Origin of the sequence: Methanolobus profundi (assembly GCF_900114835.1) — an archaeon.
In the GTDB taxonomy this organism is placed as follows: domain Archaea; phylum Halobacteriota; class Methanosarcinia; order Methanosarcinales; family Methanosarcinaceae; genus Methanolobus; species Methanolobus profundi.
On record NZ_FOUJ01000001.1, the window covers coordinates 167,797 to 188,977 of the forward strand.

28 protein-coding genes and 1 tRNA gene are annotated in these 21,181 nt (G+C 44.8%); 26 read left to right on the top strand and 3 right to left on the bottom strand.

The window, feature by feature from the left end; all coding sequences use genetic code 11:
• Window positions 1-7 precede the first annotated feature (7 nt).
• The 7 genes from BM008_RS00900 to BM008_RS00925 all read left to right on the top strand — a co-directional run bounded on the left by BM008_RS00900 (window position 8) and on the right by BM008_RS00925 (window position 5,648).
• The gene (locus tag BM008_RS00900; RefSeq protein WP_342707552.1) at window positions 8-535 is read left to right on the top strand and encodes an RNA-binding protein; all 528 of its coding nucleotides are present in this window, start codon (window positions 8-10) and stop codon (window positions 533-535) included.
• A 135-nt stretch (window positions 536-670) separates the two neighbouring features.
• Window positions 671-1,051, top strand: a complete 381-nt coding sequence (locus BM008_RS00905; protein WP_091931891.1) for a cell division protein SepF — start codon at window positions 671-673, stop codon at window positions 1,049-1,051.
• Entirely contained in the window at window positions 1,048-1,686 is a 639-nt protein-coding gene (locus tag BM008_RS00910) for a ZPR1 zinc finger domain-containing protein (protein ID WP_091931895.1), read from the top strand. Before BM008_RS00905 ends, BM008_RS00910 begins: the two co-directional genes overlap by 4 nt.
• A gap of 152 nt (window positions 1,687-1,838) precedes the next feature.
• Entirely contained in the window at window positions 1,839-3,275 is a 1,437-nt protein-coding gene (gene proS / locus BM008_RS00915; protein WP_091931898.1) for a proline--tRNA ligase, read from the top strand.
• Window positions 3,276-3,328: 53 nt separating this feature from the next.
• Complete coding sequence (cobT, locus tag BM008_RS00920) at window positions 3,329-4,405, top strand: nicotinate mononucleotide-dependent phosphoribosyltransferase CobT (protein WP_091931901.1); 1,077 nt, start codon at window positions 3,329-3,331, stop codon at window positions 4,403-4,405.
• 81 nt (window positions 4,406-4,486) lie between these two features.
• Window positions 4,487-4,681, top strand: a tRNA-Trp gene (locus BM008_RS14790).
• 205 nt (window positions 4,682-4,886) lie between these two features.
• Entirely contained in the window at window positions 4,887-5,648 is a 762-nt protein-coding gene (locus BM008_RS00925; RefSeq protein WP_091931902.1) for a response regulator, read from the top strand.
• A gap of 31 nt (window positions 5,649-5,679) precedes the next feature.
• On the opposite strand, the gene BM008_RS00930 is transcribed toward BM008_RS00925, so the two are convergent.
• Window positions 5,680-5,970, bottom strand: coding sequence for a DUF4405 domain-containing protein (locus BM008_RS00930; protein WP_091931905.1), 291 nt, complete (start codon window positions 5,968-5,970; stop codon window positions 5,680-5,682).
• A gap of 222 nt (window positions 5,971-6,192) precedes the next feature.
• On the opposite strand from BM008_RS00930, the gene BM008_RS00935 reads away from it, so the two are divergent.
• The 19 genes from BM008_RS00935 (at window position 6,193) to BM008_RS01025 (ending at window position 18,568) form a co-directional block, all read left to right on the top strand.
• On the top strand, window positions 6,193-6,783 hold the full coding sequence (locus tag BM008_RS00935) for a 50S ribosomal protein L15e (protein ID WP_091931907.1): 591 nt from the start codon (window positions 6,193-6,195) through the stop codon (window positions 6,781-6,783).
• Complete coding sequence (locus BM008_RS00940; RefSeq protein WP_091931909.1) at window positions 6,780-7,235, top strand: RNA-binding protein; 456 nt, start codon at window positions 6,780-6,782, stop codon at window positions 7,233-7,235. The genes BM008_RS00935 and BM008_RS00940 overlap by 4 nt, the downstream gene beginning before the upstream one ends.
• Entirely contained in the window at window positions 7,228-7,950 is a 723-nt protein-coding gene (gene rnp3, locus BM008_RS00945) for a ribonuclease P protein component 3 (protein WP_091931912.1), read from the top strand. The genes BM008_RS00940 and rnp3 overlap by 8 nt, the downstream gene beginning before the upstream one ends.
• Window positions 7,947-8,321 carry an Rpp14/Pop5 family protein gene (locus BM008_RS00950; protein WP_091931914.1) on the top strand — a complete coding sequence of 125 codons (375 nt, stop codon included), beginning with the start codon at window positions 7,947-7,949 and terminating at the stop codon, window positions 8,319-8,321. The genes rnp3 and BM008_RS00950 overlap by 4 nt, the downstream gene beginning before the upstream one ends.
• Window positions 8,322-8,392: 71 nt before the next feature.
• Window positions 8,393-9,181 (top strand): archaeal proteasome endopeptidase complex subunit alpha, encoded by a 789-nt coding sequence (psmA, locus tag BM008_RS00955; RefSeq protein WP_091931917.1) that lies wholly within the window; start codon window positions 8,393-8,395, stop codon window positions 9,179-9,181.
• 30 nt (window positions 9,182-9,211) lie between these two features.
• Window positions 9,212-9,904 carry a ribosome assembly factor SBDS gene (locus BM008_RS00960; protein WP_091931919.1) on the top strand — a complete coding sequence of 231 codons (693 nt, stop codon included), beginning with the start codon at window positions 9,212-9,214 and terminating at the stop codon, window positions 9,902-9,904.
• Window positions 9,905-9,913: 9 nt separating this feature from the next.
• Window positions 9,914-10,690 (top strand): exosome complex RNA-binding protein Rrp4, encoded by a 777-nt coding sequence (rrp4, locus tag BM008_RS00965; RefSeq protein ID WP_091931922.1) that lies wholly within the window; start codon window positions 9,914-9,916, stop codon window positions 10,688-10,690.
• Between the two features lie 53 nt (window positions 10,691-10,743).
• Window positions 10,744-11,760, top strand: a complete 1,017-nt coding sequence (rrp41, locus tag BM008_RS00970) for an exosome complex exonuclease Rrp41 (protein ID WP_091931924.1) — start codon at window positions 10,744-10,746, stop codon at window positions 11,758-11,760.
• A gap of 9 nt (window positions 11,761-11,769) precedes the next feature.
• Window positions 11,770-12,552: an exosome complex protein Rrp42 gene (gene rrp42 / locus BM008_RS00975; RefSeq protein ID WP_394328906.1), complete on the top strand. Its 783-nt coding sequence runs from the start codon at window positions 11,770-11,772 to the stop codon at window positions 12,550-12,552.
• A gap of 51 nt (window positions 12,553-12,603) precedes the next feature.
• Window positions 12,604-12,897 carry a 50S ribosomal protein L37ae gene (locus BM008_RS00980; protein WP_091931929.1) on the top strand — a complete coding sequence of 98 codons (294 nt, stop codon included), beginning with the start codon at window positions 12,604-12,606 and terminating at the stop codon, window positions 12,895-12,897.
• 7 nt (window positions 12,898-12,904) lie between these two features.
• Entirely contained in the window at window positions 12,905-13,042 is a 138-nt protein-coding gene (locus tag BM008_RS00985) for a DNA-directed RNA polymerase subunit P (protein ID WP_084323965.1), read from the top strand.
• 6 nt (window positions 13,043-13,048) lie between these two features.
• The gene (locus BM008_RS00990; RefSeq protein WP_143072235.1) at window positions 13,049-13,516 is read left to right on the top strand and encodes a Brix domain-containing protein; all 468 of its coding nucleotides are present in this window, start codon (window positions 13,049-13,051) and stop codon (window positions 13,514-13,516) included.
• Window positions 13,513-13,740 carry a KEOPS complex subunit Pcc1 gene (locus BM008_RS00995; protein WP_245747898.1) on the top strand — a complete coding sequence of 76 codons (228 nt, stop codon included), beginning with the start codon at window positions 13,513-13,515 and terminating at the stop codon, window positions 13,738-13,740. Before BM008_RS00990 ends, BM008_RS00995 begins: the two co-directional genes overlap by 4 nt.
• Before the next feature lie 133 nt (window positions 13,741-13,873).
• Window positions 13,874-14,227, top strand: a complete 354-nt coding sequence (locus BM008_RS01000) for a prefoldin subunit beta (protein ID WP_091931937.1) — start codon at window positions 13,874-13,876, stop codon at window positions 14,225-14,227.
• A gap of 60 nt (window positions 14,228-14,287) precedes the next feature.
• Window positions 14,288-15,277, top strand: coding sequence for a DHH family phosphoesterase (locus BM008_RS01005; RefSeq protein WP_091931940.1), 990 nt, complete (start codon window positions 14,288-14,290; stop codon window positions 15,275-15,277).
• A gap of 30 nt (window positions 15,278-15,307) precedes the next feature.
• Window positions 15,308-16,612: a phenylacetate--CoA ligase family protein gene (locus BM008_RS01010; RefSeq protein WP_091931942.1), complete on the top strand. Its 1,305-nt coding sequence runs from the start codon at window positions 15,308-15,310 to the stop codon at window positions 16,610-16,612.
• A gap of 43 nt (window positions 16,613-16,655) precedes the next feature.
• On the top strand, window positions 16,656-17,093 hold the full coding sequence (locus BM008_RS01015; protein ID WP_091934050.1) for an ACT domain-containing protein: 438 nt from the start codon (window positions 16,656-16,658) through the stop codon (window positions 17,091-17,093).
• A 135-nt stretch (window positions 17,094-17,228) separates the two neighbouring features.
• Window positions 17,229-17,576, top strand: coding sequence for a DUF2103 domain-containing protein (locus tag BM008_RS01020; RefSeq protein ID WP_091931945.1), 348 nt, complete (start codon window positions 17,229-17,231; stop codon window positions 17,574-17,576).
• An 11-nt stretch (window positions 17,577-17,587) separates the two neighbouring features.
• On the top strand, window positions 17,588-18,568 hold the full coding sequence (locus tag BM008_RS01025; protein WP_091931948.1) for a methanogenesis marker 12 protein: 981 nt from the start codon (window positions 17,588-17,590) through the stop codon (window positions 18,566-18,568).
• Window positions 18,569-18,693: 125 nt separating this feature from the next.
• Here BM008_RS01025 and BM008_RS01030 read toward each other — a convergent pair whose 3' ends face one another.
• Both BM008_RS01030 and mmp11 read right to left on the bottom strand, forming a co-directional pair.
• Window positions 18,694-20,235, bottom strand: a complete 1,542-nt coding sequence (locus BM008_RS01030; protein WP_091931951.1) for a thiamine pyrophosphate-dependent enzyme — start codon at window positions 20,233-20,235, stop codon at window positions 18,694-18,696.
• 13 nt (window positions 20,236-20,248) lie between these two features.
• Window positions 20,249-21,160, bottom strand: a complete 912-nt coding sequence (mmp11, locus tag BM008_RS01035) for a methanogenesis marker protein 11 (RefSeq protein WP_091931953.1) — start codon at window positions 21,158-21,160, stop codon at window positions 20,249-20,251.
• Between the last annotated feature and the right edge of the window lie 21 nt (window positions 21,161-21,181).

Below are 21,181 nucleotides of genomic sequence, written 5' to 3' on the forward strand. Positions count from 1 at the left end.
TGCAATAGTGTTACTACAGAATACAATATCTATCTGTTTGACAGGTGATAAGTTGAAAGTAAGATCCAGAGTACAGTTAAGGAAATCAGCAAAGAATCAACTCTTGAGCGATATAAGTTCCATTTTTGGTGAAGGGGTCGGAAAGCTTGAAAAAAGTAAGTTTGAAACAGCAAACATAGATGATCAGGCCCTTATCCTTGTTGATGGGGAACCTCTTCTGTTCCAGATAGATGGGTTCTATTTCCCTACTGTAAAAGGTGTGCTGAAGCTTGGTCTGCTGAAGAACGTTGTTACTGTGGATTCCGGTGCAGTACGCTTTGTTGTCAATGGTGCGGATATCATGTGTCCGGGAATTGTTGACGCTGACCCTGATATTAAGGAAAATGATCCTGTTATAATAATAGAGGAAGCTCATGGCAAACCACTTGCTATCGGCAGGGCTGTGATGCCGGGTCCTGAGATGAAGGGGAATAAGGGCAAAGGTGTGAAGTCTATCCATTACGTAGGCGATAAGCTCTGGAACCTTGACATCTAAAAGAAATCATTAAAATAGGATGAGTTTAAATATAAATAGCAGCAACAGTTCATATTAACAGTCCGGCAGTCCGGTAACATTTTAAGTAGGAATGATATTAATATAACAATGTTTTTGAATACATGAGGGCGAATTATGGCAAATATTGTGAACAAATTATTTGGCGGCAGCAGTAAAAGCTCAACTCCTGAGGATGAATATACCGAACTTGACCTCACCAAGTATGAGGAGGTCCTGGACGATGAGCCTGCAGAGACCTATATCAGGGTTGCAGAGCTTACAAATCTCAACGAACTCACATCTCTCAAAAAAGAGGTCTACGATGGTAACATCGTCATGATCGACATTTCCAACATTAAAGTGGACAAGTTACTGCTCGATCGTGCTTTGAAGGACCTCAAGGAAGTTGTACTCGACGTACATGGCGATATCGCCGGTATAAAGGATGACCAGGTCCTTGTAACTCCAACAGGCATCAAGATCGACAGATCCAAGATAATCGGTGGGAGATATTGAGCGATAAGGAATCCTGCCGAAGCTTTGAAACGCGATCATCATGTCCGCTTTGCCATGAAGAACTTATCATCAAGTGGCAGGGTGATGAGATCCCTTATTTTGGCGAAGTGATGTATATCGCTGCGGCTTGTAAATGTAGTTTCAGATTTGCGGATACACTTATCCTTTCACAGAAAGAGCCAATGAGGTATGAGCTCAGGGTGGAGAACCTTGAGGATCTCAATATCAGGGTCGTACGTTCTACTTCAGGTACTATAAGGATACCTGAGCTCGGGATAGATGTTGAACCCGGATCGATCTCTGATTCTTATGTTACCAATATCGAAGGTGTACTTGACAGGATCTACAAGGTGGTCATAACAGCTACCAAGTGGGCTAAGGATGATGAGGAAAAGTACGCGAAGGGACTTGAGATACAGAAATACCTTGAAGAGGCCATTGATGGTAAGCGTCCTATTACGGTTATAATAGAGGATCCGTTCGGTAACAGTGCCATAATATCCGACAAGGCGGTGTCCTGTGCACTTGATCCTGAAGAGGCAGGTGAACTTAAGACCGGTATGATCGTTTTCGATGCTAATTCTTCCGGTATGGAGCTTGATGCAAGCGACAGTGAGCATCAATTGAAGGACTGAGTTTTTCTTTCCTTCGTTCTTTACTCTTTTTTATCAACTATTTTTAGTTACTTTTCACTAACTTCGATCTCTTTGTTCCTGCCTGTAAAGGAAATGGCTATAAGCAATGTATTAGTTAATGTAGCCAAAATCAAGTATAAACAGGTGAATACATGGCAGAGCAAGAAAAAGAGGCTGCGCTTCCTTCAAAAGAGAATTTCAGTGAATGGTACAATGACCTGCTCCTTAAAGGGGAGATCATGGATGTACGCTATCCTGTAAAGGGTCTGTATGTCTGGTTCCCATTCGGTTTCAACATCAGAAGAAATGTTTACGATATAATGCGTAAGCTGCTTGACAAGGATCATCAGGAAACAATGTTCCCGCTCCTTATCCCTGAGAATGAGTTCATGAAAGAGGCTGAACACATCAAGGGCTTTGAGGATGAGGTATACTGGGTAACACACGGAGGAACGTCTCCGCTTGATGTTAAACTGGCACTTCGTCCTACAAGTGAGACCGCTATTTATCCTATGTACAAGCTATGGATCAGGTCACATGCGGACATGCCTCTCAAGCTCTATCAGATCGTCAACACATTCAGGTATGAGACAAAGCACACCCGTCCTCTCATAAGGCTCCGTGAGATCACATCCTTTAAAGAGGCACATACTGTACATGCTACATGGGACGATGCGGCTTCACAGGTGGACGAAGCTATCAGGATATATACTGATTTCTATCGCCAGCTTGCTGTTCCTGTTCTTGCTTCCACAAGACCTGAATGGGACAAGTTCCCTGGTGCAGATTATACTATTGCTACTGATGCTCTTATGCCAGATGGCAAGACCCTGCAGGTAGGTACTGCCCATCATCTTGGCGACAACTTTGCCAAGACATTCGACATCACCTATGAGGATGAAGAAGGGGAACAGGTCTATGCTTTCCAGACATGTTATGGTGTTTCAGAACGTTCCATAGCTGCTCTTATCTCCATACATGGTGATGACAAGGGTCTGGTACTTCCTCCTGCTGTTGCTCCTGTGCAGGTCGTTATAATCCCTATCATATTCAAGAAACCTGAAGGTGTCCTTGAGGCATGTGAAGAACTTAAGGAAAAGCTGGAGGCTGCCGGTGTACGTGTGAAGATGGATGCAAGTGACAGCCGTCCTGGTGCAAAGTACTACAAGTGGGAAATGCGCGGAGTTCCTGTAAGACTTGAACTGGGTCCAAGGGATCTTAAGAACAATGCTGCAATGCTCGCACGCCGTGATACAGGTGAAAAGGAACAGGTATCTCTTGACAACATCACAGATGATGTTCTTTCTCTGCTCGACAATATCCATGAGAGTCTTTATGACAAGGCAATGGCAAGTGTCAATGAACGTATATTTGAATGTCCTGATCTTGATACCGTCAAGGAGAAGCTTTCTCAGGGTATTGCAAAGATATTCTGGTGTGGCAACAAGGAATGCGGCCTGAAGATCGAAGAGGATATCGGTGCCGGCATATTGGGTATCCCTACTGAACAGACCGAAGGATGTTCCGGTAAGTGTCCTGTCTGTGGTTCAGATGCTGACACCCAGGTATATGTTGCAAGGACATATTGATCCCATCTGGAAAAGGTCATATACTCCCTGTAAAATACATCTAGGCGATTGGCATGGATACATTAGCACCTGAAAAAGTCCGGTTACCTGAAAAACCGTTGTTTGTGTGCGTTCTTGGAAACACGGAAACGGCCTACATAGAAGGCCTTTCTGCAGCTGGCAAGACTGCAAAACTGACCGATTATACGCCAGCAGGCGATGCAGAGGTCCTCGAGACAGGAACTATCATTGATATTCCTATTCTCCCGATGACCCCTCCATATGATACTCCTACGCCTGCTCTGATCACACGTGCAGCACTATCGATCACTGGTATTCCTCATGTGTTCGTTAATGCCGGTCTGCGTGTCCTTCCGGCAAAGCAGGTACCTCTGATCGACATTGGCGGGAAGCCTGGTGATGATATCAGGAAGCCTGTTGCTGTTCATGATGTGGAGGATGTTTTCGACAATGCCTTCAAGCTCGGTGAAAAGCTTGCAAAGGAACATGACCTTATTGTCATTGGGGAAAGTATTCCTGCCGGAACTACTACTGCAAATGCTGTCCTTCAGGCCCTTGGGTATGATGGTAATGTAAGCAGCAGTTCGAATTCCAATCCGCTCGATCTGAAAAAGCAGGTCGTAGCTGATGCACTTAAGTCCTCGGATATCACATTTGGTTCATTGCGCGAGACCCCACTTAAAGCCATAGAGGCCGTGGGTGATCCTATGATGGTTGCAGTTGCAGGTATCACTGCAGGTCTTGGTGATACTCCTGTGATACTTGCAGGTGGTACTCAGATGGCCTCGATATTTGCTGTTGTCAAGCACATGGGATATGCTATGGATGATGTCAAGATAGTCACCACCAGCTATGTGGTTCGTGATGAGACTGCTAACTTTGCAGAGCTTGCTGCTGAGATCGGTGCTGAGTATGAAGGTGCTGATCCGGAATTTGGCAGATCATCTTTCAAAGGTCTCCAGCAATATGAAGTGGGCTTTGTAAAAGAGGGCGTAGGTGCAGGTGGAGCGATCTATCTGACCGCCATGTTCGGTCATACCATGGAAGAGCTGCGCCTGAAGATAGAAGAACTCTGTGATGAGCTATGTAAGTTCGGTGATATCAACAGGGTTGCTGAAGCGGATATATAAAGATAATAGCAAAGAAGAGCGAGTGGTACCGCTAAATATATCTTTGATAAGATGTATTGTGGGGGTACTGCCCGAATATATGGGGCTGTGGCCTAGCCCGGCATGGCGATGGGCTCCAGCGGATAAATGATGAACAACGGGTCTACTGAGACCAACCCGACGGGGTAGGTCTGTGAGGAACCGTTGGAGCACTGATGTGTGCTCAAGAACCTAGGCTGTTATACGCAGCTGTTCGGAGAGACCCGTCGATCGTGAGTTCGAATCTCACCAGCCCCACTATCACCCTTGCAGCATTTGTTTCTGCAAGGTGGGTATTTTCTTTTCTAAGCCTAACCTTTATATGTAGATAGAACTATATAATTAATAGTAAAATTAAAACCAATAATTTTACCACTTTAATGGACCTGATCAAGAGTTAACCATTAAATTTATATTGGAATGTATTTATTTAATTTACTTGTAAAAAGGGAGCCTATTATTCATGCATGACAGGGATAAAGTACTCATAGTTGATGACGAACAAGCCATAGTGGAGTTAATGGGCCTTTACCTTAAGTCAGACTATGAAGTGATTCCTGCATATAGTGGTCAGGAAGCACTGGACAAGGTAAAAAGTGAAAAACCTGATATCATTCTTCTTGATGTAATGATGCCGGATATGAATGGCTATGAGGTCTGTCGTGTCCTTAAGACGTCGGTTGAGACCCAGTTCCTTCCTGTTGTGATGGTCACTGCTCTTTCCGGTAAGGATGACCGTATCAAAGGTATCGAAGTAGGTGCTGATGAATTCCTTGGCAAGCCTGTAAATCGTCTTGAGCTTGTTACAAGGGTAAGATCTCTTTTAAGGATAAAACATCTTCAGGATAAGATCCTTGCTGAAAGGAATGAGGCAATGAACTATCTGGATGTTGCTGGTTTTATTGTTTTTGTCCTTGATGCTGACATGAAGATACATCTTGTCAATACCAAGGGTAACGATATTCTGGGCTATGGTGAGTTCGAACTAATAGGTAATGATTTCATCAAGTCACTTGTTCCTGAAGCTACAGGGGAATCTCTCAGGGAAACATTGTCTCAGGCAGTTGGTGGTGAAGCTGAACTTCCAGAGTTCACTGAACATCCTGTTATTACAAAAGATGGTAATGAGATACCTGTGCGCTGGTATGATGTTGTTCTGAAGGATAATTCAGGTAATGTCACCGGGATATTACGTTCAGGCGAGGATCTGAGCAAGTTCCAGTGATCATTGTTCTGTTATCCGTATAATATCTCTTTTATTCAAGGGTACAGTCCGTATCCTCTTTTCTCAGAACGTTCTTTGTAACGCAACACATCCATTTTTTATGTAGTGCAAGGTGTATTCCAGTGAATAGTATCATCAGGAATGCTGACCTGTTGTGTATGAGTGTCCATGTGGCTTTTGTGATCCCTATATATTCCTGATATCTTCCTCTGGGAACGCCGGAAGGCATCATGAAGTACATAACGGCTCCGGTTATGGCAACTATCAGGAACAGTATTATTAAAACAAGGTCTATGGAATAGTTGAGCTTTGTTCTGTTCATTTTATCTCTCTTTTTTAATCTGCATTGTCTTATATGCTATATTTGCAATGTATCAGTTGTTATTCAAGTATTATATTCTTTTATTCAGTTCAGCTTGGTGCAAAGGTTTAAATTCGATCACGTTAAGTAGTAGTCCTGTTTCATTACCGGGATAAGTCCCGTGGGAATGTAGCTTCAAAGGAGCTGAACCGTGAAACTAGAAATGAAACTTAGGTGAACAAATTGTCAAAATCATTTTACGCATACGTAAGGGACGCATGGAAAGACCCGGACAGCACATATGTCCAGGAACTAAGATGGGAAAGACTCCAGGAATGGAGGAAGGAAGGCTCTGTCACAAAGATCAGACGTCCAACCCGTATTGACCGTGCCCGCTCCCTTGGATACAAGGCAAAGCAGGGAATCGTTGTAGCTCGTGTAAAGGTACGCAGAGGAGGTCTCCGAAAGTCAAGGTACATTCGTGGAAGACGTACACAGCGCATGGGTAAGAACAAGATCACCGGCGGAATGAGCATTCAGAGAATTGCTGAAGAGCGTGCTGGAAGGAAATTCCCTAACATGGAAGTTCTCAACTCATACTGGGTTGGAGAGGACGGAAAGGCAAAATGGTACGAGGTCATTCTCGTAGACCCAAGCCACCCTGTGATAAAGAGTGACAAGAACCTCAACTGGATATGCGCTAACACCCAGAAGGGACGTGCACAGCGCGGTAAGACCAGTGCAGGCCGTAAGGGCAGAGGTATGATGTCACGTGGTACAGGTACTGAGAAGAACAGACCAAGTATCAGGTCAAACCTTAACAGGGGCAAGTGATCCATTATATTAGCCTGCGCGTGATCGCGCACTCAACTGAGGATCTTTCCAGGGTACGAGCTGCCCTGGACTTATTTTTACGGAATGCCATGGGCATGCCCGATGATGCTGTTACTGATGAATTTGTTGATGTAACTGATATTGAAGGTCATTATGGTAATTCCTCTGTGATGCTCAGTTCTCAGATCACTCGCAGATCGGACTCTGTAAGACTTGCCAGGTTCATCCGGGAGAATATGTCCCAGGATGATGTGGATACCCTGCGCAGTGAAATGCCTGACAGGCTGGATGATGATCAGTTGTTCCACATGAGGTTCGATAAACAGTCCGCTTTCCTTGGAAAGATGGTACTTAGTTCCTCATCAGATTCCATTACTGTAAAGGTAAAGATAGCCACTTACCCTAAGGACCGTCTTCAGGCGGGTCGTATAGTGGAGGAATTATTTGGCTAGACCCAAATTCTATGACCTGAATGTCCACACTGCTCCTGAAGGCAAAAACACGATCGAAGAAATGGTCCCTCTTGCAAAGCGCTTTGGCTATGCAGGAGTTGCCGTAACGGATCCTTCAAATTCCTGTAAACCTCTCAGATCTGCTGTAACTGATGGTTTCGAGATCATCAGTGGGGTCGAACTGAGTCCTGAGAATGCTTCTAAATTACATGGACTTGTAGGCAAGTACCGGCAAATGGTCGATGTGGTCGTTGTCCGTGGTGGCAGTGAAAGCATTAATCGGGCAGCGGTGGAGAATTCAAATGTGGATGTCCTATCTAACTTTGGTTCTATGAAGGAAAATGGTCTTAACCATGTTCTGGCAAAGTCCGCAAGCGACAATGATGTTGCTATTTCTTTTGATCTTTATGATATTATATATCTGCGTGGTGGCAGGAGAGTAAAAGCACTTTCTAATTTCAGGAAAGACCTGTCCCTTGTTCGTAAGTATGATGTTCCTTTCATTCTCACAAGCAATGCAAGGTCATTATATGACCTGCGTGCTCCTCGTGAACTGATGGCCCTTGCATCTCTTTTTGGTATGACCCGCGAGGAAGCTTTACATGGGCTTTCTGTGGTACCTCAGAGGATCCTTGCAAGGAATTGTCCGCCCGCTAATTATGTTATGGATGGCGTGGAGATCGTGGACCCGTCGGAAGGAGGTTGTGATCAATGAAGGTACTTCCACCCACACTTCGTGAGAACAAAAGGTATCTTGCATTCGAGCTCATTGCAGAGGGGCAAGTGAGCAGGGATGAATTGATAAGAGAGATATTTTCCGCATCGGGGAGTTTACTTGGTGATCTTGGCTCAAGTGAATGCAATATATGGCTTTTCGAATTCGAGGACCTCAAAGGTGTCATTAGTTGTGACAGGGATCATGTCTGGCAGACACGTGCTGTTCTTGCTACGATCAGTAGTATCAAGGGTAAAAAAGTGATCCTCCATGTGCTTGGTGTGTCCGGTACGGTTCTGGGTGCAACAAAAAAGTATTTAGAGGGTGCAGATATATTTAACCCCAAAGAACAGTCACATATAAATGAATAGAAAGCATATTTCAGTTAGTTATCGTATATATTCTATTATTATTTACAAATAAATTAGGAGATGAAGTGAAGATGCAAATGGCACCACAAATGGGTTATGATCGTGCAATTACAGTTTTTAGTCCAGATGGACGTCTCTTTCAGGTAGAATATGCAAGAGAGGCCGTTAAGAGAGGTACAACTGCAGCAGGTGTAAAAGCAAAGGACGGTGTGGTAATACTTGTGGACAAGAGGATCACAAGCAGATTGATCGAGGCGGAGTCCATTGAAAAGATATTCCAGATCGATGACCACATAGGTGTCGCCACTTCAGGACTTGTTGCCGATGCCCGTGCACTTGTGGACAGGGCAAGGGTCGAGGCCCAGGTCAATATGGTCTCATATGATGAGCCTATTGGTGTTGAAGTGATCGCCAAGAAGATATGTGATCACAAGCAGACCTACACACAGTATGGTGGTGTCCGTCCTTATGGTACTGCTCTTCTTATAGCAGGTGTTGACGATTCAAGACCACGTCTGTTCGAAAGCGACCCAAGCGGTGCACTCCTTGAGTACAAGGCAACAGCTATCGGAGCTGGAAGGAATGCATTTATGGAGATATTTGAAGCAGATTACGATGATGACATGGACATCGACGCTGCTATCATGCTGGGTATGAAGGCACTTTATACTTCCACTGAAGGAAAGGTAGATGCAGCAACCCTTGAGCTTGGTGTAGTGACCCTTGAGGACCGCCAGTTCAGAAAACTGTCCGAAGAAGAGGTCTCAACCTTTGTTACAAGAGTTAGCGAAGAGCTCAAGGACGAAGTAAAAGAAGAAGATGCTGATGGCTCTGAAGGTCAGGAAGGGTCAACTGAATAATATTAATTAAGGTCGCGGGGTGAATGTAACATGGTATCTCTTGATGAGTCGGTCATTGCAAGACTCAAGAAAGGAAAGAATCATTTTGAAGTATTCGTCGAACCAGAGGGTGCTTTTGCACTTAAGAGGGGAGAAAAGGCGAATATGGAGGATATAATCGCTGTAGAATCTATCTTCTATGATGCAAGTCAGGGTGACCATGTTGCAGAATCTGATCTGGTAGCCGCATTTGGCACCAATAATGTTCTGGAGATCGCTGAACAGATACTTGTTCACGGTGATCTTCAACTTACAAAAGAACAAAGGAAACGCATTCTGGAAGAGAAGACCAAACAGGTCATCACCATCATAGCACAGAATGCTATTAACCCCCAGACAAAAGCCCCTCATCCACCTACAAGGATCGAAAGAGCAATGGAAGAAGCAAAGGTCCATATCGATCCTATCAAAGGTGTTGATGAACAGGTGAACATTGTAATGAAGGCGATCCGTCCGATAATACCCATAAGGTTCGAAGAGGTCGATGTTGCTGTGAAGGTTCCAGGTGAATACGCAGCAAAAGCTTACGGGGATATCGCCGGTTTTGCAACCCTTGTCAAGAATGAATGGCAGAGCGATGGTTCATGGGTTGCGGTTGTAAAAATGCCTGCAGGTCTGCAGAATGATTTCTATGGGCTTATCAATCATCTCACCAAAGGGGATGCTGAAACTAAATTATTATGAGGCTGCATAATGGAGCGTGAAATTGTAATTCCGGGGCAGCTATTGTCCGAAAACAAGGCAGATTCCGGTCCTGGTACATATGTAAAGGACGGAAAGGTCTATTCCCTTTTATATGGAGTAAAGAACGCAAAGAACAAGATAACTGTTATTCCTTTTTCCGGTAAATATATTCCATCACCCCGGGATTATGTCATAGGTACGGTCATCGATGTTACTCCTTCCAACTGGATATTCGACATAGGTTCCCCGTATGACGGGCTACTGCATGTTTCGGAGTATCCAAGACGTGTGGATTCCGATAAGATGGTAAGTACAATGGATTTCGGAAGTTCTGTTTTGCTTCGTATAAAAGATGTAAATTCATCCATGAAGGTCGAACTGACCATGAGAGAACGTGGTCTTAGGTCACTTGATGTTGGCCGTGTAATTGAAGTGACACCTACGAAGGTCCCGCGTATCATAGGACACGGTGGTTCTATGGTATCCCTGCTTAAGAAAGAGACGAATTGCGAGATGTTCGTTGGTCAGAATGGAAGAATATGGATAAACGGTAAAGATAGTGAAATGGACCTTCTCACAGAAGCTATTGAGCTTATTATGAAACATTCTCACACATCCGGATTGACGGATAGGATATCTCATTTCCTGAATAATGAGGATGATGTTGTTTCTGAGAAGGATGACGCTGTTTTGGAGAAGGATCTCGCTGAGGATGAAGAAGATGAAGGCGAGATAAGGGAAGATACCTACAGAAAAGTAGATGCTCTTCTGGAAAATGATGATTGATCCGGAGTATCTCTTTTTGATCAGAGAGAATGTGCAAACATTGGAGAATTAATATGAGTGATAAACCTGAAAAGTTCATTGATGAAAATGGATTGCGTCTAGATGGCAGACGCATCGACGAGATCAGGCCTATGAAGATGGAGATCGGTGTGCTCTCCAGGGCTGATGGTTCCTGTTATCTGGAGTGGGGTAAGAACAAGATACTCGCAGCAGTATATGGCCCAAGGGAACTCCATCCAAGAAGATTACAAAAAGCTGATTCTGTATTGATCAGATATCGTTATAATATGGCTGCTTTCTCTGTAGAGGACCGTATAAGGCCGGGACCAAGCAGAAGAAGTACTGAGATCTCAAAGGTAAGCAGAGAGGCATTCGAGCCTGTAGTTCTTACTCATCTTTATCCTGGTGCTGTTATAGATGTATTTGCTGAGGTTCTTCAGGCAGATGCCGGAACCCGTACAGCAGCTATCAATGCAGCTTCCATGGCTCTCGCAGATGCCGGTATCCCTATGAAGGGACTTGTCTCTGCATGTGCTGTAGGAAAGGTCGACGGACAGCTTGTTCTTGACCTTAACAAGGCAGAAGATAATTTTGGTGATGCTGATATCCCTATGGCTATCACTTCCGAAGGTGAGATATCCCTTATCCAGATGGACGGTGACGTTACACAGGAAGAGTTCAAGAAAGCTATCGAGATGTGTAAGGAAGGATGCCGCCAGATCCTTGAGATACAGAAAGAGACCCTCAAGAACAAGTTCACGAAACTCGATGAGGTCGAGATCCCTGAGGATGAGGAAGAGGATGTTTCAGCTCTTGTTGAAAGCACACTCACATCCGCTGATGAGGGTGAGGCTTGCGAGGACGAAGAGGTCGTTGAGGAAGCTGATGCCGAGGATGACTCTGAAGATGTCGATGATGTAGAGGATGTTGAGGACGACGAAGAGGCCGAAGATGAGGATGACGTTCCTGAAGAAAAGGCTGACGAGGTCGTTGAAGCAGATCCTTCATTCGAGGATGTCGAAGAAGAGGAAGATGAAAACCCGGAAGATGATGAAGAAGAGACTGTCTGAGGTGTGATCATGGGTAACGAAGTAATGTCTGTACTTAAGAAAGATTATATTTACAACCTTATGCTCAAAGGAAAACGTCAGGATGGTCGTTCCTTTGATGAGATAAGAAACATCGATCTTAGAACCAATGTCATTGAAAAGGCAGAAGGTTCTGCATGGATCAAACTTGGAGAGACCGAGATACTTGTTGGTGTAAAGTTACAGGTAGGTTCTCCATTCCCTGACTCTGCCGGAGAGGGTGTCATCATAACAAGCATGGAGCTGAATCCAATTGCTTCTCCTGACTTCGAGGCTGGTCCTCCTAAGGAGAAAGCTATAGAGATGGCACGTGTTGCTGACAGGGGAATTCGTGAATCAGGCGCAATTGATTTAAGTAAGCTCTGTATTACGGAGGGAGAAGAAGTTTGGATCGTATTCATCGATATCCATGTTCTCAATAACACAGGGAACATTCAGGATGCTGCATCTCTGGGTGCAATTGCCGCCCTGCTTACCGCAACAGTCCCTGGTGAAAGAGAGGGACGCGGAGAGGATATGCCTATGCCTATCAGGGACATGCCTGTGGCCGTTACACTGGCAGACCTCGGCGGTGAGATGATGGTAGACCCTGATCTTGGTGAAGAAACAGTTTGTGACTCCCGCATAACCATTGTTTCCAATCAGGATGGCTCAATATCAGGAATGCAGAAGAGCGGTGATGGTGCACTTACAGAGGAACAGTTGTTAAAGGCTGTGTCACTGGCATGTGAGAAAGCATCTGAGCTAAGGGAAAACTATCTGTTGAATATCTGAACGGAACATTCAATATCATAGAATTCACACAATTTCAAGGAGATAAGATTCATGGCAAAAAAGTATACACGAAAAGGACGTGTATCCAGATCAGCTGGTAGGTTTGGTACACGTTATGGTAGAAGGGACCGTAAACTGGTGGCAGATCTTGAAGAAAAGATGCGTGCCCCTCATAAGTGCTCAAAGTGTGCACGTCCAAATGTAAAGAGAATAGGTACAGGTATATGGAAATGTACAAAATGTGGCCACACATTCGCTGGCGGTACATTCCTCCCTCAGACCAACGTAGGCAAGACTGTAGCCCGTTCTGTAAAGAAGGCAAAGGAAGCAGCAGCAGCAGAGTAAGGTTAATATGGCCTATAAATGTACAAGATGCAAAAGGAATGTTGAGATCGACTACGAGTATACAGGTATACGCTGTCCATACTGTGGACACCGTATCCTTGTGAAAGAGCGTCCAACAACCATCAAACGCATCAAAGCAGAGTAAGAAGCGATGCTTATCACTTCTTCTCGCAAACCATCTGCCAGTACGCGTACTTTATGTAAGCATCTGGCATCTTTTTTCGGTTGTGAATATCCCAACCGGGGTAAGATGGGTATGGGTGAGGTCATTGACCTTGCTCAAGACTCACTTCTTATTATTATTGGTGAATATCACGGTAACCCCGGCAGTATTGTATTCTATGGTCCGGGAGGTCACTGTTTACTTTCGCTTTATATCTCAGTGTTATCTGTACCTGCTTCATACTCGAGGACTTCTGGTCCTGTAATAGAAGGGGACAATGAGCTTGTACCTTTGATGTCCGAGCTCCTTTCAGAGGATACTGAAGGATCTTCACAGTCTCTTGTACTGGACATATCCGGTAATACCATGGAGTTCAAAGAGAATGGAAAGGTGCTTTTCAGCCTGAGGATCAAGAGCTATATGGTCTATGAAGGTGATGAGGATTGCTCCTTGTGACCAGGTCCGTTTTTGAAACTCCTGCAGCTTCATCCATATATCGCTCTCTGCGACCGGAACTTGAGAGTCAGGTAACTGAAAGGTCCTCTGTGGAAATGAAAGTGGAGGATTCCTGTCTTTTACTTACTGTGAGCTCTGATGATCTTGTGGCCATGCGTTCGACCATGAACACCTGGTTGCGTCTGATCCAGGTGGCTTCAGAGACCGCAGAATGTCTTGCATAGTCATTTTTGCAGTGTAGTTATGTAGCTCTTAAATTTCCAGTGTATGCCACCTTCACATCATTGTTTTTTGTTTTGAAGGACATAGAAACATTAAAATCACTTTAGGTTTATTGGTATGCCAGGTGAAACCAAAATGAGTACGCAAATACCCCCACAGATACAGAACCAGCTGGCACAGTTGCAGCAGGTCCAGCAACAGGCACAGTCTCTTGCGATGCAGAAATCTCAGATGGAGTCCATGCAGAAAGAGTCTGAAATGGCACTCGAAGAGCTTGATAAGGTCCCTGAGGATGCTGTCATCTACCGTACAGTAGGTGAGCTTCAGATCAAGTCCAGCAAGGAAGAAGCAGTTTCTAAACTGAACGAAAAAGTAGAGACACTTTCACTCAGATTACAGTCTATTTCCAGACAGGAAGAAAGGATCTCAAAGCGTTTCACACAACTTCAGGAACAGATCGAACAGTCCATGGGGAACCAGGCTCAATAAGCCCCTCCCTATACTGATGACATGACCAGCATCAATGCCTGGTAATGTCCAGAGGTTTCCATGCAAGTTGAAGAAACGGAGTTTTTCAATAAACTCCTGGATTACAATAATATTCTTTATCTTTGCCACCGGAATGCTGATCCAGATGCAGTAAGCAGTGCTTTTGCCCTTTCTGAAGCCTTAGGCGGGACTATTGGTCTTGTAGATGGCTGCAACAGAGTTGCTTCACTTCTTATTGACAAACTCAATATAGATGTGGTCGAAAAACCTGACCCGTCTGAATATGATATTACTCTTGTAGTTGACACTTCGACCAGTTCACAGCTCAATGATATCCAGCTTGGGAAGTATTGTGTGATAGATCACCATGCCACCACAGCTCTCATTGAGAATGCCGAATTCTACCTTCATCGTCATGCAACATCAACTGCAGAGATGGTCTTTGATATACTCCGTTCCATTGGTGCTCCTGTAATGCGTCGCACTGCTATGGGTCTTTTGACGGGTATAATAACCGATACGGGTCATTTCAAACATGCCACCCAGGATACTTTCAAGACCGTTTCTGAGATCATAGCATGTAGTGGTGTGGAATATGCAGATGTACTGGAGATGATGGCTGCAACTCCACAGGACATATCAATGCGCATAGCTATGCTGAAATGCGCTACAAGGGCGACCATCGAAAGAGTGGATGACTGGCTTCTGGTTGATTCTCACGTCAATTCTTTTGGAGGTGCTGCTTCTTCGATGTTCCTTAACATCGGGGCGGATGTTGCTCTTATAGGCACTTCGCGTGATGCTAACATAAGGGTCAGTGGCAGGGCCAAGCGTGAAGCGGTCGCTGCAGGTGTTAACCTGGGCAAGATAATGGAAGACATAAGTAAGAACTATGATGGTACCGGAGGAGGGCATGCAGGTGCTGCCGGTATAGATGTGGTAGCAGACATGGATACCATCATCTGGGAATGCAAGTACAGGATACGTGATATCCTCCAAGGCAAACCAAATCCTTCAATATGTGATTCATTGAATGAAGAAAATAAATGATCTTGATCGATCTTATCAAGGGGCAGTTAGATGATAGAGTATTGGAACCCATTGGTTGAAAGGATGCCAGTCGATGAACTGGAGAAGTTACAGGAAAAGAAGCTCAGAAATCTGGTAGACTATGTCTACAATCATTCTGATTTCTATAAGAAGCGATTTGATGATGCAGGTGTGAAGCCGGAAGATATCCAGACGCTTGATGACCTGAAAAAATTGCCATTTACATATAAATCAGACCTGAGGGATACCTATCCAACAGGCATGTTCTGTGTACCCAATGAACAGCTTGTTCGTTTCCATGTTTCATCAGGGACCACTGGTAAACCTACTGTTGTAGGTTACACACGCAATGACATCAATGAATGGTCAACCTCCCTTGCAAGGGCATTGACCTCCATAGGTGTAGGTCGTGGAGATGTCATCCAGGTAAGTTATGGCTACGGTCTTTTCACAGGTGGTCTTGGTCTTCACTATGGTGCAGAGGAAGCAGGTGTCACTGTTCTGCCTACAAGTTCTGGTAATACAGAAAAGCAACTTGATCTCATGAGGGACCTTGGTACCAGTGTAATGGCATGTACACCATCTTATTTCCTCTTCATGAACGAAGTGGCTAACAACATGGGTGTAAGTATAAATGACGATACTAAGCTCCGTGTTGGGATATTCGGTGCAGAACCATGGTCCGAAGAAATGAGGGCAAGGATCGAGGAAGCTACAGGTATCAAAGCCTATGATGTCTATGGTACCTCAGAGCTCAGTGGTCCTCTCTGTACGGAATGCCAGTACCAGGATGGTATTCATATATGGGGTGACCAGTTCCTTATAGAGGTCATCGACCCTGTTACCGGTGAACAGCTCGGTGAAGGTGAGCGCGGTGAACTTGTCATAACAACACTTGCAAAGGAAGCACTTCCACTTATCAGGTACCGTATAGGTGATATTACGGTCATCAACAAGGAACCATGTAAATGTGGACGTACACATCCACGTATCATGAGGGTACTTGGACGTGCAGATGATATGCTTATAGTTCGTGGTATCAACGTGTTCCCCGGACAGGTTGAATCTGTATTGATGACAATTCCTGAGGTGGGTGAACACTTCATGATCGTTGTGGACAGGGTAAATGAACTTGACACCATGACGATACAGATCGAGATGACAGATGAAGCATTCAGTGACAAGGTAAATGATATCATTGCTCTGGAGAAAAAGGTCCAGGCTGCACTGAAGAATGTACTTAACCTTGCAGTGAAGGTCGAACTTGTAGAGCAGGGTACCATTCCAAGGTCAATGGGCAAGGCCAAGAAGGTAATGGACAACAGAAAGCTATAATATGCCACAGGACATAACTTCTAATAGAATTGCAGGTGTTAACATGGAAGAGAAGATAATCAAACAGATCTCCCTTTTTGCCGAGAACAAGCCAGGTCGTCTTGCTAACATTGCAGCGAACTTCAGGAAAGCCGGTATCAATATCAGAGCTTTCACCATAGCTGAAGCAGGTGATTTTGGTATCATAAGAATGGTGGTTGACCGGCCCGATGCTGCACATGAGGTCCTGCATGATGCGGGATTTACTGTCTCTGAGACCAGTGTACTGGGAATTGAGATGGAGGATGTGCCAGGAGGTCTCGGAAAGATCGCTGACGTGCTTGGTGACAGGGATATCAATATTGATTATGCGTATGCATTTGTCACAAAGACCGAGAAGGCGCTTCTTATTCTCAGGGTAAGTGATATCGAAGCAGCTATTGAGGTACTGCATGGGGCAGGTATCAAACTTATAGATATGGCTGACATTCAGGAGATATGATCTAAAAGATCATTCTCTTTTTATCTTTCATACTTTTTAATAACGTATCTTTCATATTCTCTTCCGGTTCTTGTTCCTGCTATTTAAAAGTCAACCACTACTGTTTTATAGTACTTCTTGTCATTCCCCTTGAAAATGAGTGATACTACTGGCAACAAAGAAGTTAGCAGGCCAAAGTCCAAACTGGGAGGTTCACATTCCACTATAATAGGTGGCAGAACCGGCAAAAAAGTAGTATCATTGGTAAGCCAGCATCCTGAAGTAAAAAAGATAATACCTTCTGTGATAACAGTCAAAGGGAAGGGGAATTCAGGAGGGATGCTGAATGCCAGGGTACAAAGACCTGATGACAGGGGTAACCTCAGATTGTTAATATCGCACGGTACCTCTTTTCAGGAGCTGCGTCTGATAACTACGGTAGGTAGCTTTTCAGATGGTGAGCGTATCATGGAAGAACTCAATTCATTATTATCTGATGACTAAGGTGGAATAATATGTTCGTTGGAATTGATCACGGTACTACTGCAATGCGTTTTGCTGCACTTTTCCCGGGGGGAGATGTGCTGAGACTTGAAATTCCGCGAACCGAAGCTGCTAATATGACCGAAACCCAGCTAGTTGCAGCTATGGAGGATGCTTTTGGTGTGAAGAGCAAGGACATCTCTCTTATGGCTGTTACATACTCAATGGGTGACGGTATCAGTGATATAGAGGACATTAGGACTGTAAAGGACCGTGGTGTCAGAAGCATAGAGGGAGCCGGTAAGAAGACTGGTGGTGGAGGCAGGGTATTTGATGCAATAAGATCCTCCGGTATCTCTGCTGTTGTTATTCCTGGTATTCATGACGGAAGCGATACAGATGCCCGTATGAACATCTTCTCACATTCTACAAGTCCTGAAAAGATCGGTATAGCCTATCATGCATATTCACTTGGACTGAAGGACTTCGTTCTTTCTGATATAAGTTCCAACACTGTCACCGTAGGTGTTGCAGCAGGAAAACTGATAGGTGCCATAGATGCCTGCATCTTTGCTCCTGGTCTGCAGCATGGTCCGCTGGATGTAGGGGCATTGAGGGAAGTGGATGCCGGGAAGATGAGTGCCAATGAAGCATTCGTCCATTCAGGTGTTCTCAAGAACACTCCTTTCTTGAACAGGCATGATCTTCTTGAAGCATTTGAAAAAGGTGACCCTCAGGCAATATTTGCACTGGACAGCATCGCTCTTTTTGCATCCATGGAGGTTGCAGGTATGCAGATCCTGATGCGAGATCATGGTTCAGATGGTGAGATCGTCATCGAGGGTTCAGTTGGTGAGATACCTTATGTGGTCGAAAGGATCGAGCAACATCTTGGTGTAAAAGCTCATGTGCTTGACAGGTGGAGTGCAGCTATCGGTTGTGCTGAGATAGCACGTGATATTCATGAAGGTTCACAGGATATACTTGGTCTTCGTGTGAACTTATCTAATTAATTGTTTGATATTTCAAATTTGAAATTATAAATATGAAACGATATATTTCAAACAACCAATTTGAAACTTCAAATAACTCCTATCACTGATCAGGCTAAAAATAAGTTTGCATCAATTAAAATAGACTAGAATTTTATGCATTTTCCTTCCAGATAGAGAACAGAAACTCCTTTTGCTTTTCTTTGTTCATCTATCAGTTCCTTTAGCATATGCTGCGTGTTCAAGATCCCTTGTGAACTGATACTCCTGTCAACGTCAATGATCGTCATATCCGGGACCAGTGCTCTTACAAGTTCGCGCAGGTCTGGTGTTCCCTGTCCTCCTGTCATTGCAGCGACCTCATTCTGCAGTATTATTACAAGGAGGTCGAAACCGCCATCCACTGCATTTATGAGTCCAATGATGCCGGAGTGTGCAAGTCCGAAATCTCCTATTACAGCTATGCCCTTTCCGGGGAACCCGCATGCTGTGGAAATAGCACCTCCAAGTGCAAATCCTGTGTCAACAGCATTCAATGGGTCAGGTGCTGTGCGTATTGAACAGCCCATATCTCCTGCCACTGGTCTGATGTCATGCAATACATTGTATAGTGGCATGAATGGGCAGTCACTGCAGATCGGCCTTGAACCCCTGTTAGCTATCGTCTGGATCTCGGTGTATTTTGAGACCGTGTCCTTATCGATGTTCTCAAGTGCAAATTCCACATGTTCCTTCTCTATCATTCCGGTGGGCAGATGTCCGCTCTTTTTCCCGAGAATGGTGTTACATGTGCTGATGTGTGATTCTATGAATGCCTCACTTTCTTCGATAACGATGATGCGTTCGTGTTGATCTATGAACTTTCTGACAAGTTTATCCGGGAATGGTGAGACCACTCCAAGTGCCAGATGTGAATAACCTGAATAGACAAGTTGTGTGGACAGCAGACCATCTATGATCGCTGTTGGATAGCCAGATGATATTATCCCTGTCCTATCTCCATTTATCGTCATACGGTTGAAATGTGAACCTTCAGCTTCATGTATCAGGATGGGTTCTGATCTGATGTGGAAACGCTGGTGCTTTCCATGCATGGTCAGTTTCCAGATGTTCCTGTCAAATTCTTGCCCAGAACCTTCAGTGAACTTTCCTGTATTCGATCTTACAAGATCCTGCATGTCCTTTTCCAGTCTGTCCGTAATTCTCATTATTACGGGGACCTTAGCTTCCTCTGAGAGCTCAAAGGCCCTGTTCAATGAGTCATAGGCATCCTGTGGTGTTGCCGGGTCAAAGACCGCAGTCTCTGATATCGAACCATAGAACCTTGAATCCTGCTCGTTCTGTGATGCCTTTGCAGCGGGGTCATCGCCTGCAAGTATAACGATCCCTGCACCGGTGGTGTGCATCATTGCGGTCATGAGCGGGTCAGACAGCAGGTTCATTCCAACGTGCTTCACCATTACCATGGATCTCCTTCCGGTAACGGATGCGCCCAGTGAAGCCTCCATGGCTGCCTTCTCATTGGTGAACCAGTGAATATCATACCCACTGGATCCCTTATTCTCAAAAAAGTGGTCTATGACAGCGGTCATTGGATATCCGGCAACGGCAGTAATGAACCTTACATTACTGTCGAGGGCTGCAAGGTATATTGCCTCAAGACCGGTTATATCCTTCTTGTCTGTCATTTCTCTTTAGTAATTATTCTAATTGTGCCTTCAGCTTTACTGAATCATCGGGACGAGCGAACCATGCCAGTGCAGCAAGCGCTCCTATGACGCCATTTCCATCAAGCCAGACATCGACGCCGCTGTCCTTTGCATATTCCATGGCGTATTCTTTTGTGAGCTCTCCACTGCGGCACTGTTTGCTGTACTCATTTATTTTCTTAGCATCGAAATCTGAGAGTACGACCATTCCGGTCTCATCGGACACACTATATTTAAGGAGTGCTGCTTTGATGCTTTCGAGCAATTCCTGTTTAGCATTCTCATCCACGCATGCGAATTCCAGTACTGTTGATACACAGTTCTGTGTTCTTGCAGATACCGGGAAAAGCTGTACCAGTGAGTGTGAGAGGTAAACGGATTCGTTGCAGTCCAGTTCCTTTGCCATGTTGTGTGTAAGTGTCCAGGTAGCACCTTCTTCCTTGGTGTCGGTATCATCGATACCAATGAGCACTCTTTCTCTCTTAGGGACTGTGATCGTGCCTTTTGCTGCACGGCCGCCACCTGATTCGGTGTAGTCGCAGCACAGTACTCCCTGCGCGAATGCTCTGCATTTGGTGGCACCTACTCCGCCTCCGCCAAGTCCTGCATATGTGATATGGACCTTATCGTCTTCCACAACAACGGACTCTATCCCTGCTGCTGCGGTTGATGGCTTAAGCTCAAGGGTTGATGTACCTGTCTTTACATTGTATCTGATCATGTTCCCGATGGAACGTGTGTTCAGGATAAGCGGCGAGTGTGAATAATGGAACTTAGACCATGCAGCACCACCATAACAGTTAGTATGCTCGATGATCTCAGCATATTCGTTCTTGCTGTCGCATATTGCATATATGCCCCTGTATGGAGTGGTATAGGGGTCACTAAGTTCGATCTCTTTCATCTGGGTGTTAATTGCTGGTCA

Excerpts from the sequence above, each read along its gene's own strand:
- BM008_RS01005 (WP_091931940.1), top strand. The coding sequence starts at position 14,288 with ATGCAAGTTGAAGAAACGGAGTTTTTCAATAAACTCCTGGATTACAAT.
- BM008_RS01015 (WP_091934050.1), top strand. The coding sequence starts at position 16,656 with ATGGAAGAGAAGATAATCAAACAGATCTCCCTTTTTGCCGAGAACAAG.
- BM008_RS00985 (WP_084323965.1), top strand. The coding sequence starts at position 12,905 with ATGGCCTATAAATGTACAAGATGCAAAAGGAATGTTGAGATCGACTAC.
- BM008_RS00980 (WP_091931929.1), top strand. The coding sequence starts at position 12,604 with ATGGCAAAAAAGTATACACGAAAAGGACGTGTATCCAGATCAGCTGGT.
- BM008_RS00950 (WP_091931914.1), top strand. The coding sequence starts at position 7,947 with ATGAAGGTACTTCCACCCACACTTCGTGAGAACAAAAGGTATCTTGCA.
- BM008_RS00930 (WP_091931905.1), bottom strand. The coding sequence starts at position 5,970 with ATGAACAGAACAAAGCTCAACTATTCCATAGACCTTGTTTTAATAATA.
- BM008_RS01020 (WP_091931945.1), top strand. The coding sequence starts at position 17,229 with ATGAGTGATACTACTGGCAACAAAGAAGTTAGCAGGCCAAAGTCCAAA.
- BM008_RS00925 (WP_091931902.1), top strand. The coding sequence starts at position 4,887 with ATGCATGACAGGGATAAAGTACTCATAGTTGATGACGAACAAGCCATA.
- BM008_RS00905 (WP_091931891.1), top strand. The coding sequence starts at position 671 with ATGGCAAATATTGTGAACAAATTATTTGGCGGCAGCAGTAAAAGCTCA.
- psmA (WP_091931917.1), top strand. The coding sequence starts at position 8,393 with ATGCAAATGGCACCACAAATGGGTTATGATCGTGCAATTACAGTTTTT.
- BM008_RS00990 (WP_143072235.1), top strand. The coding sequence starts at position 13,049 with ATGCTTATCACTTCTTCTCGCAAACCATCTGCCAGTACGCGTACTTTA.
- rrp41 (WP_091931924.1), top strand. The coding sequence starts at position 10,744 with ATGAGTGATAAACCTGAAAAGTTCATTGATGAAAATGGATTGCGTCTA.
- rrp42 (WP_394328906.1), top strand. The coding sequence starts at position 11,770 with ATGGGTAACGAAGTAATGTCTGTACTTAAGAAAGATTATATTTACAAC.
- rrp4 (WP_091931922.1), top strand. The coding sequence starts at position 9,914 with ATGGAGCGTGAAATTGTAATTCCGGGGCAGCTATTGTCCGAAAACAAG.
- mmp11 (WP_091931953.1), bottom strand. The coding sequence starts at position 21,160 with ATGAAAGAGATCGAACTTAGTGACCCCTATACCACTCCATACAGGGGC.
- proS (WP_091931898.1), top strand. The coding sequence starts at position 1,839 with ATGGCAGAGCAAGAAAAAGAGGCTGCGCTTCCTTCAAAAGAGAATTTC.
- BM008_RS01000 (WP_091931937.1), top strand. The coding sequence starts at position 13,874 with ATGAGTACGCAAATACCCCCACAGATACAGAACCAGCTGGCACAGTTG.
- BM008_RS00960 (WP_091931919.1), top strand. The coding sequence starts at position 9,212 with ATGGTATCTCTTGATGAGTCGGTCATTGCAAGACTCAAGAAAGGAAAG.
- BM008_RS01025 (WP_091931948.1), top strand. The coding sequence starts at position 17,588 with ATGTTCGTTGGAATTGATCACGGTACTACTGCAATGCGTTTTGCTGCA.
- BM008_RS01010 (WP_091931942.1), top strand. The coding sequence starts at position 15,308 with ATGATAGAGTATTGGAACCCATTGGTTGAAAGGATGCCAGTCGATGAA.
- BM008_RS01030 (WP_091931951.1), bottom strand. The coding sequence starts at position 20,235 with ATGACAGACAAGAAGGATATAACCGGTCTTGAGGCAATATACCTTGCA.
- cobT (WP_091931901.1), top strand. The coding sequence starts at position 3,329 with ATGGATACATTAGCACCTGAAAAAGTCCGGTTACCTGAAAAACCGTTG.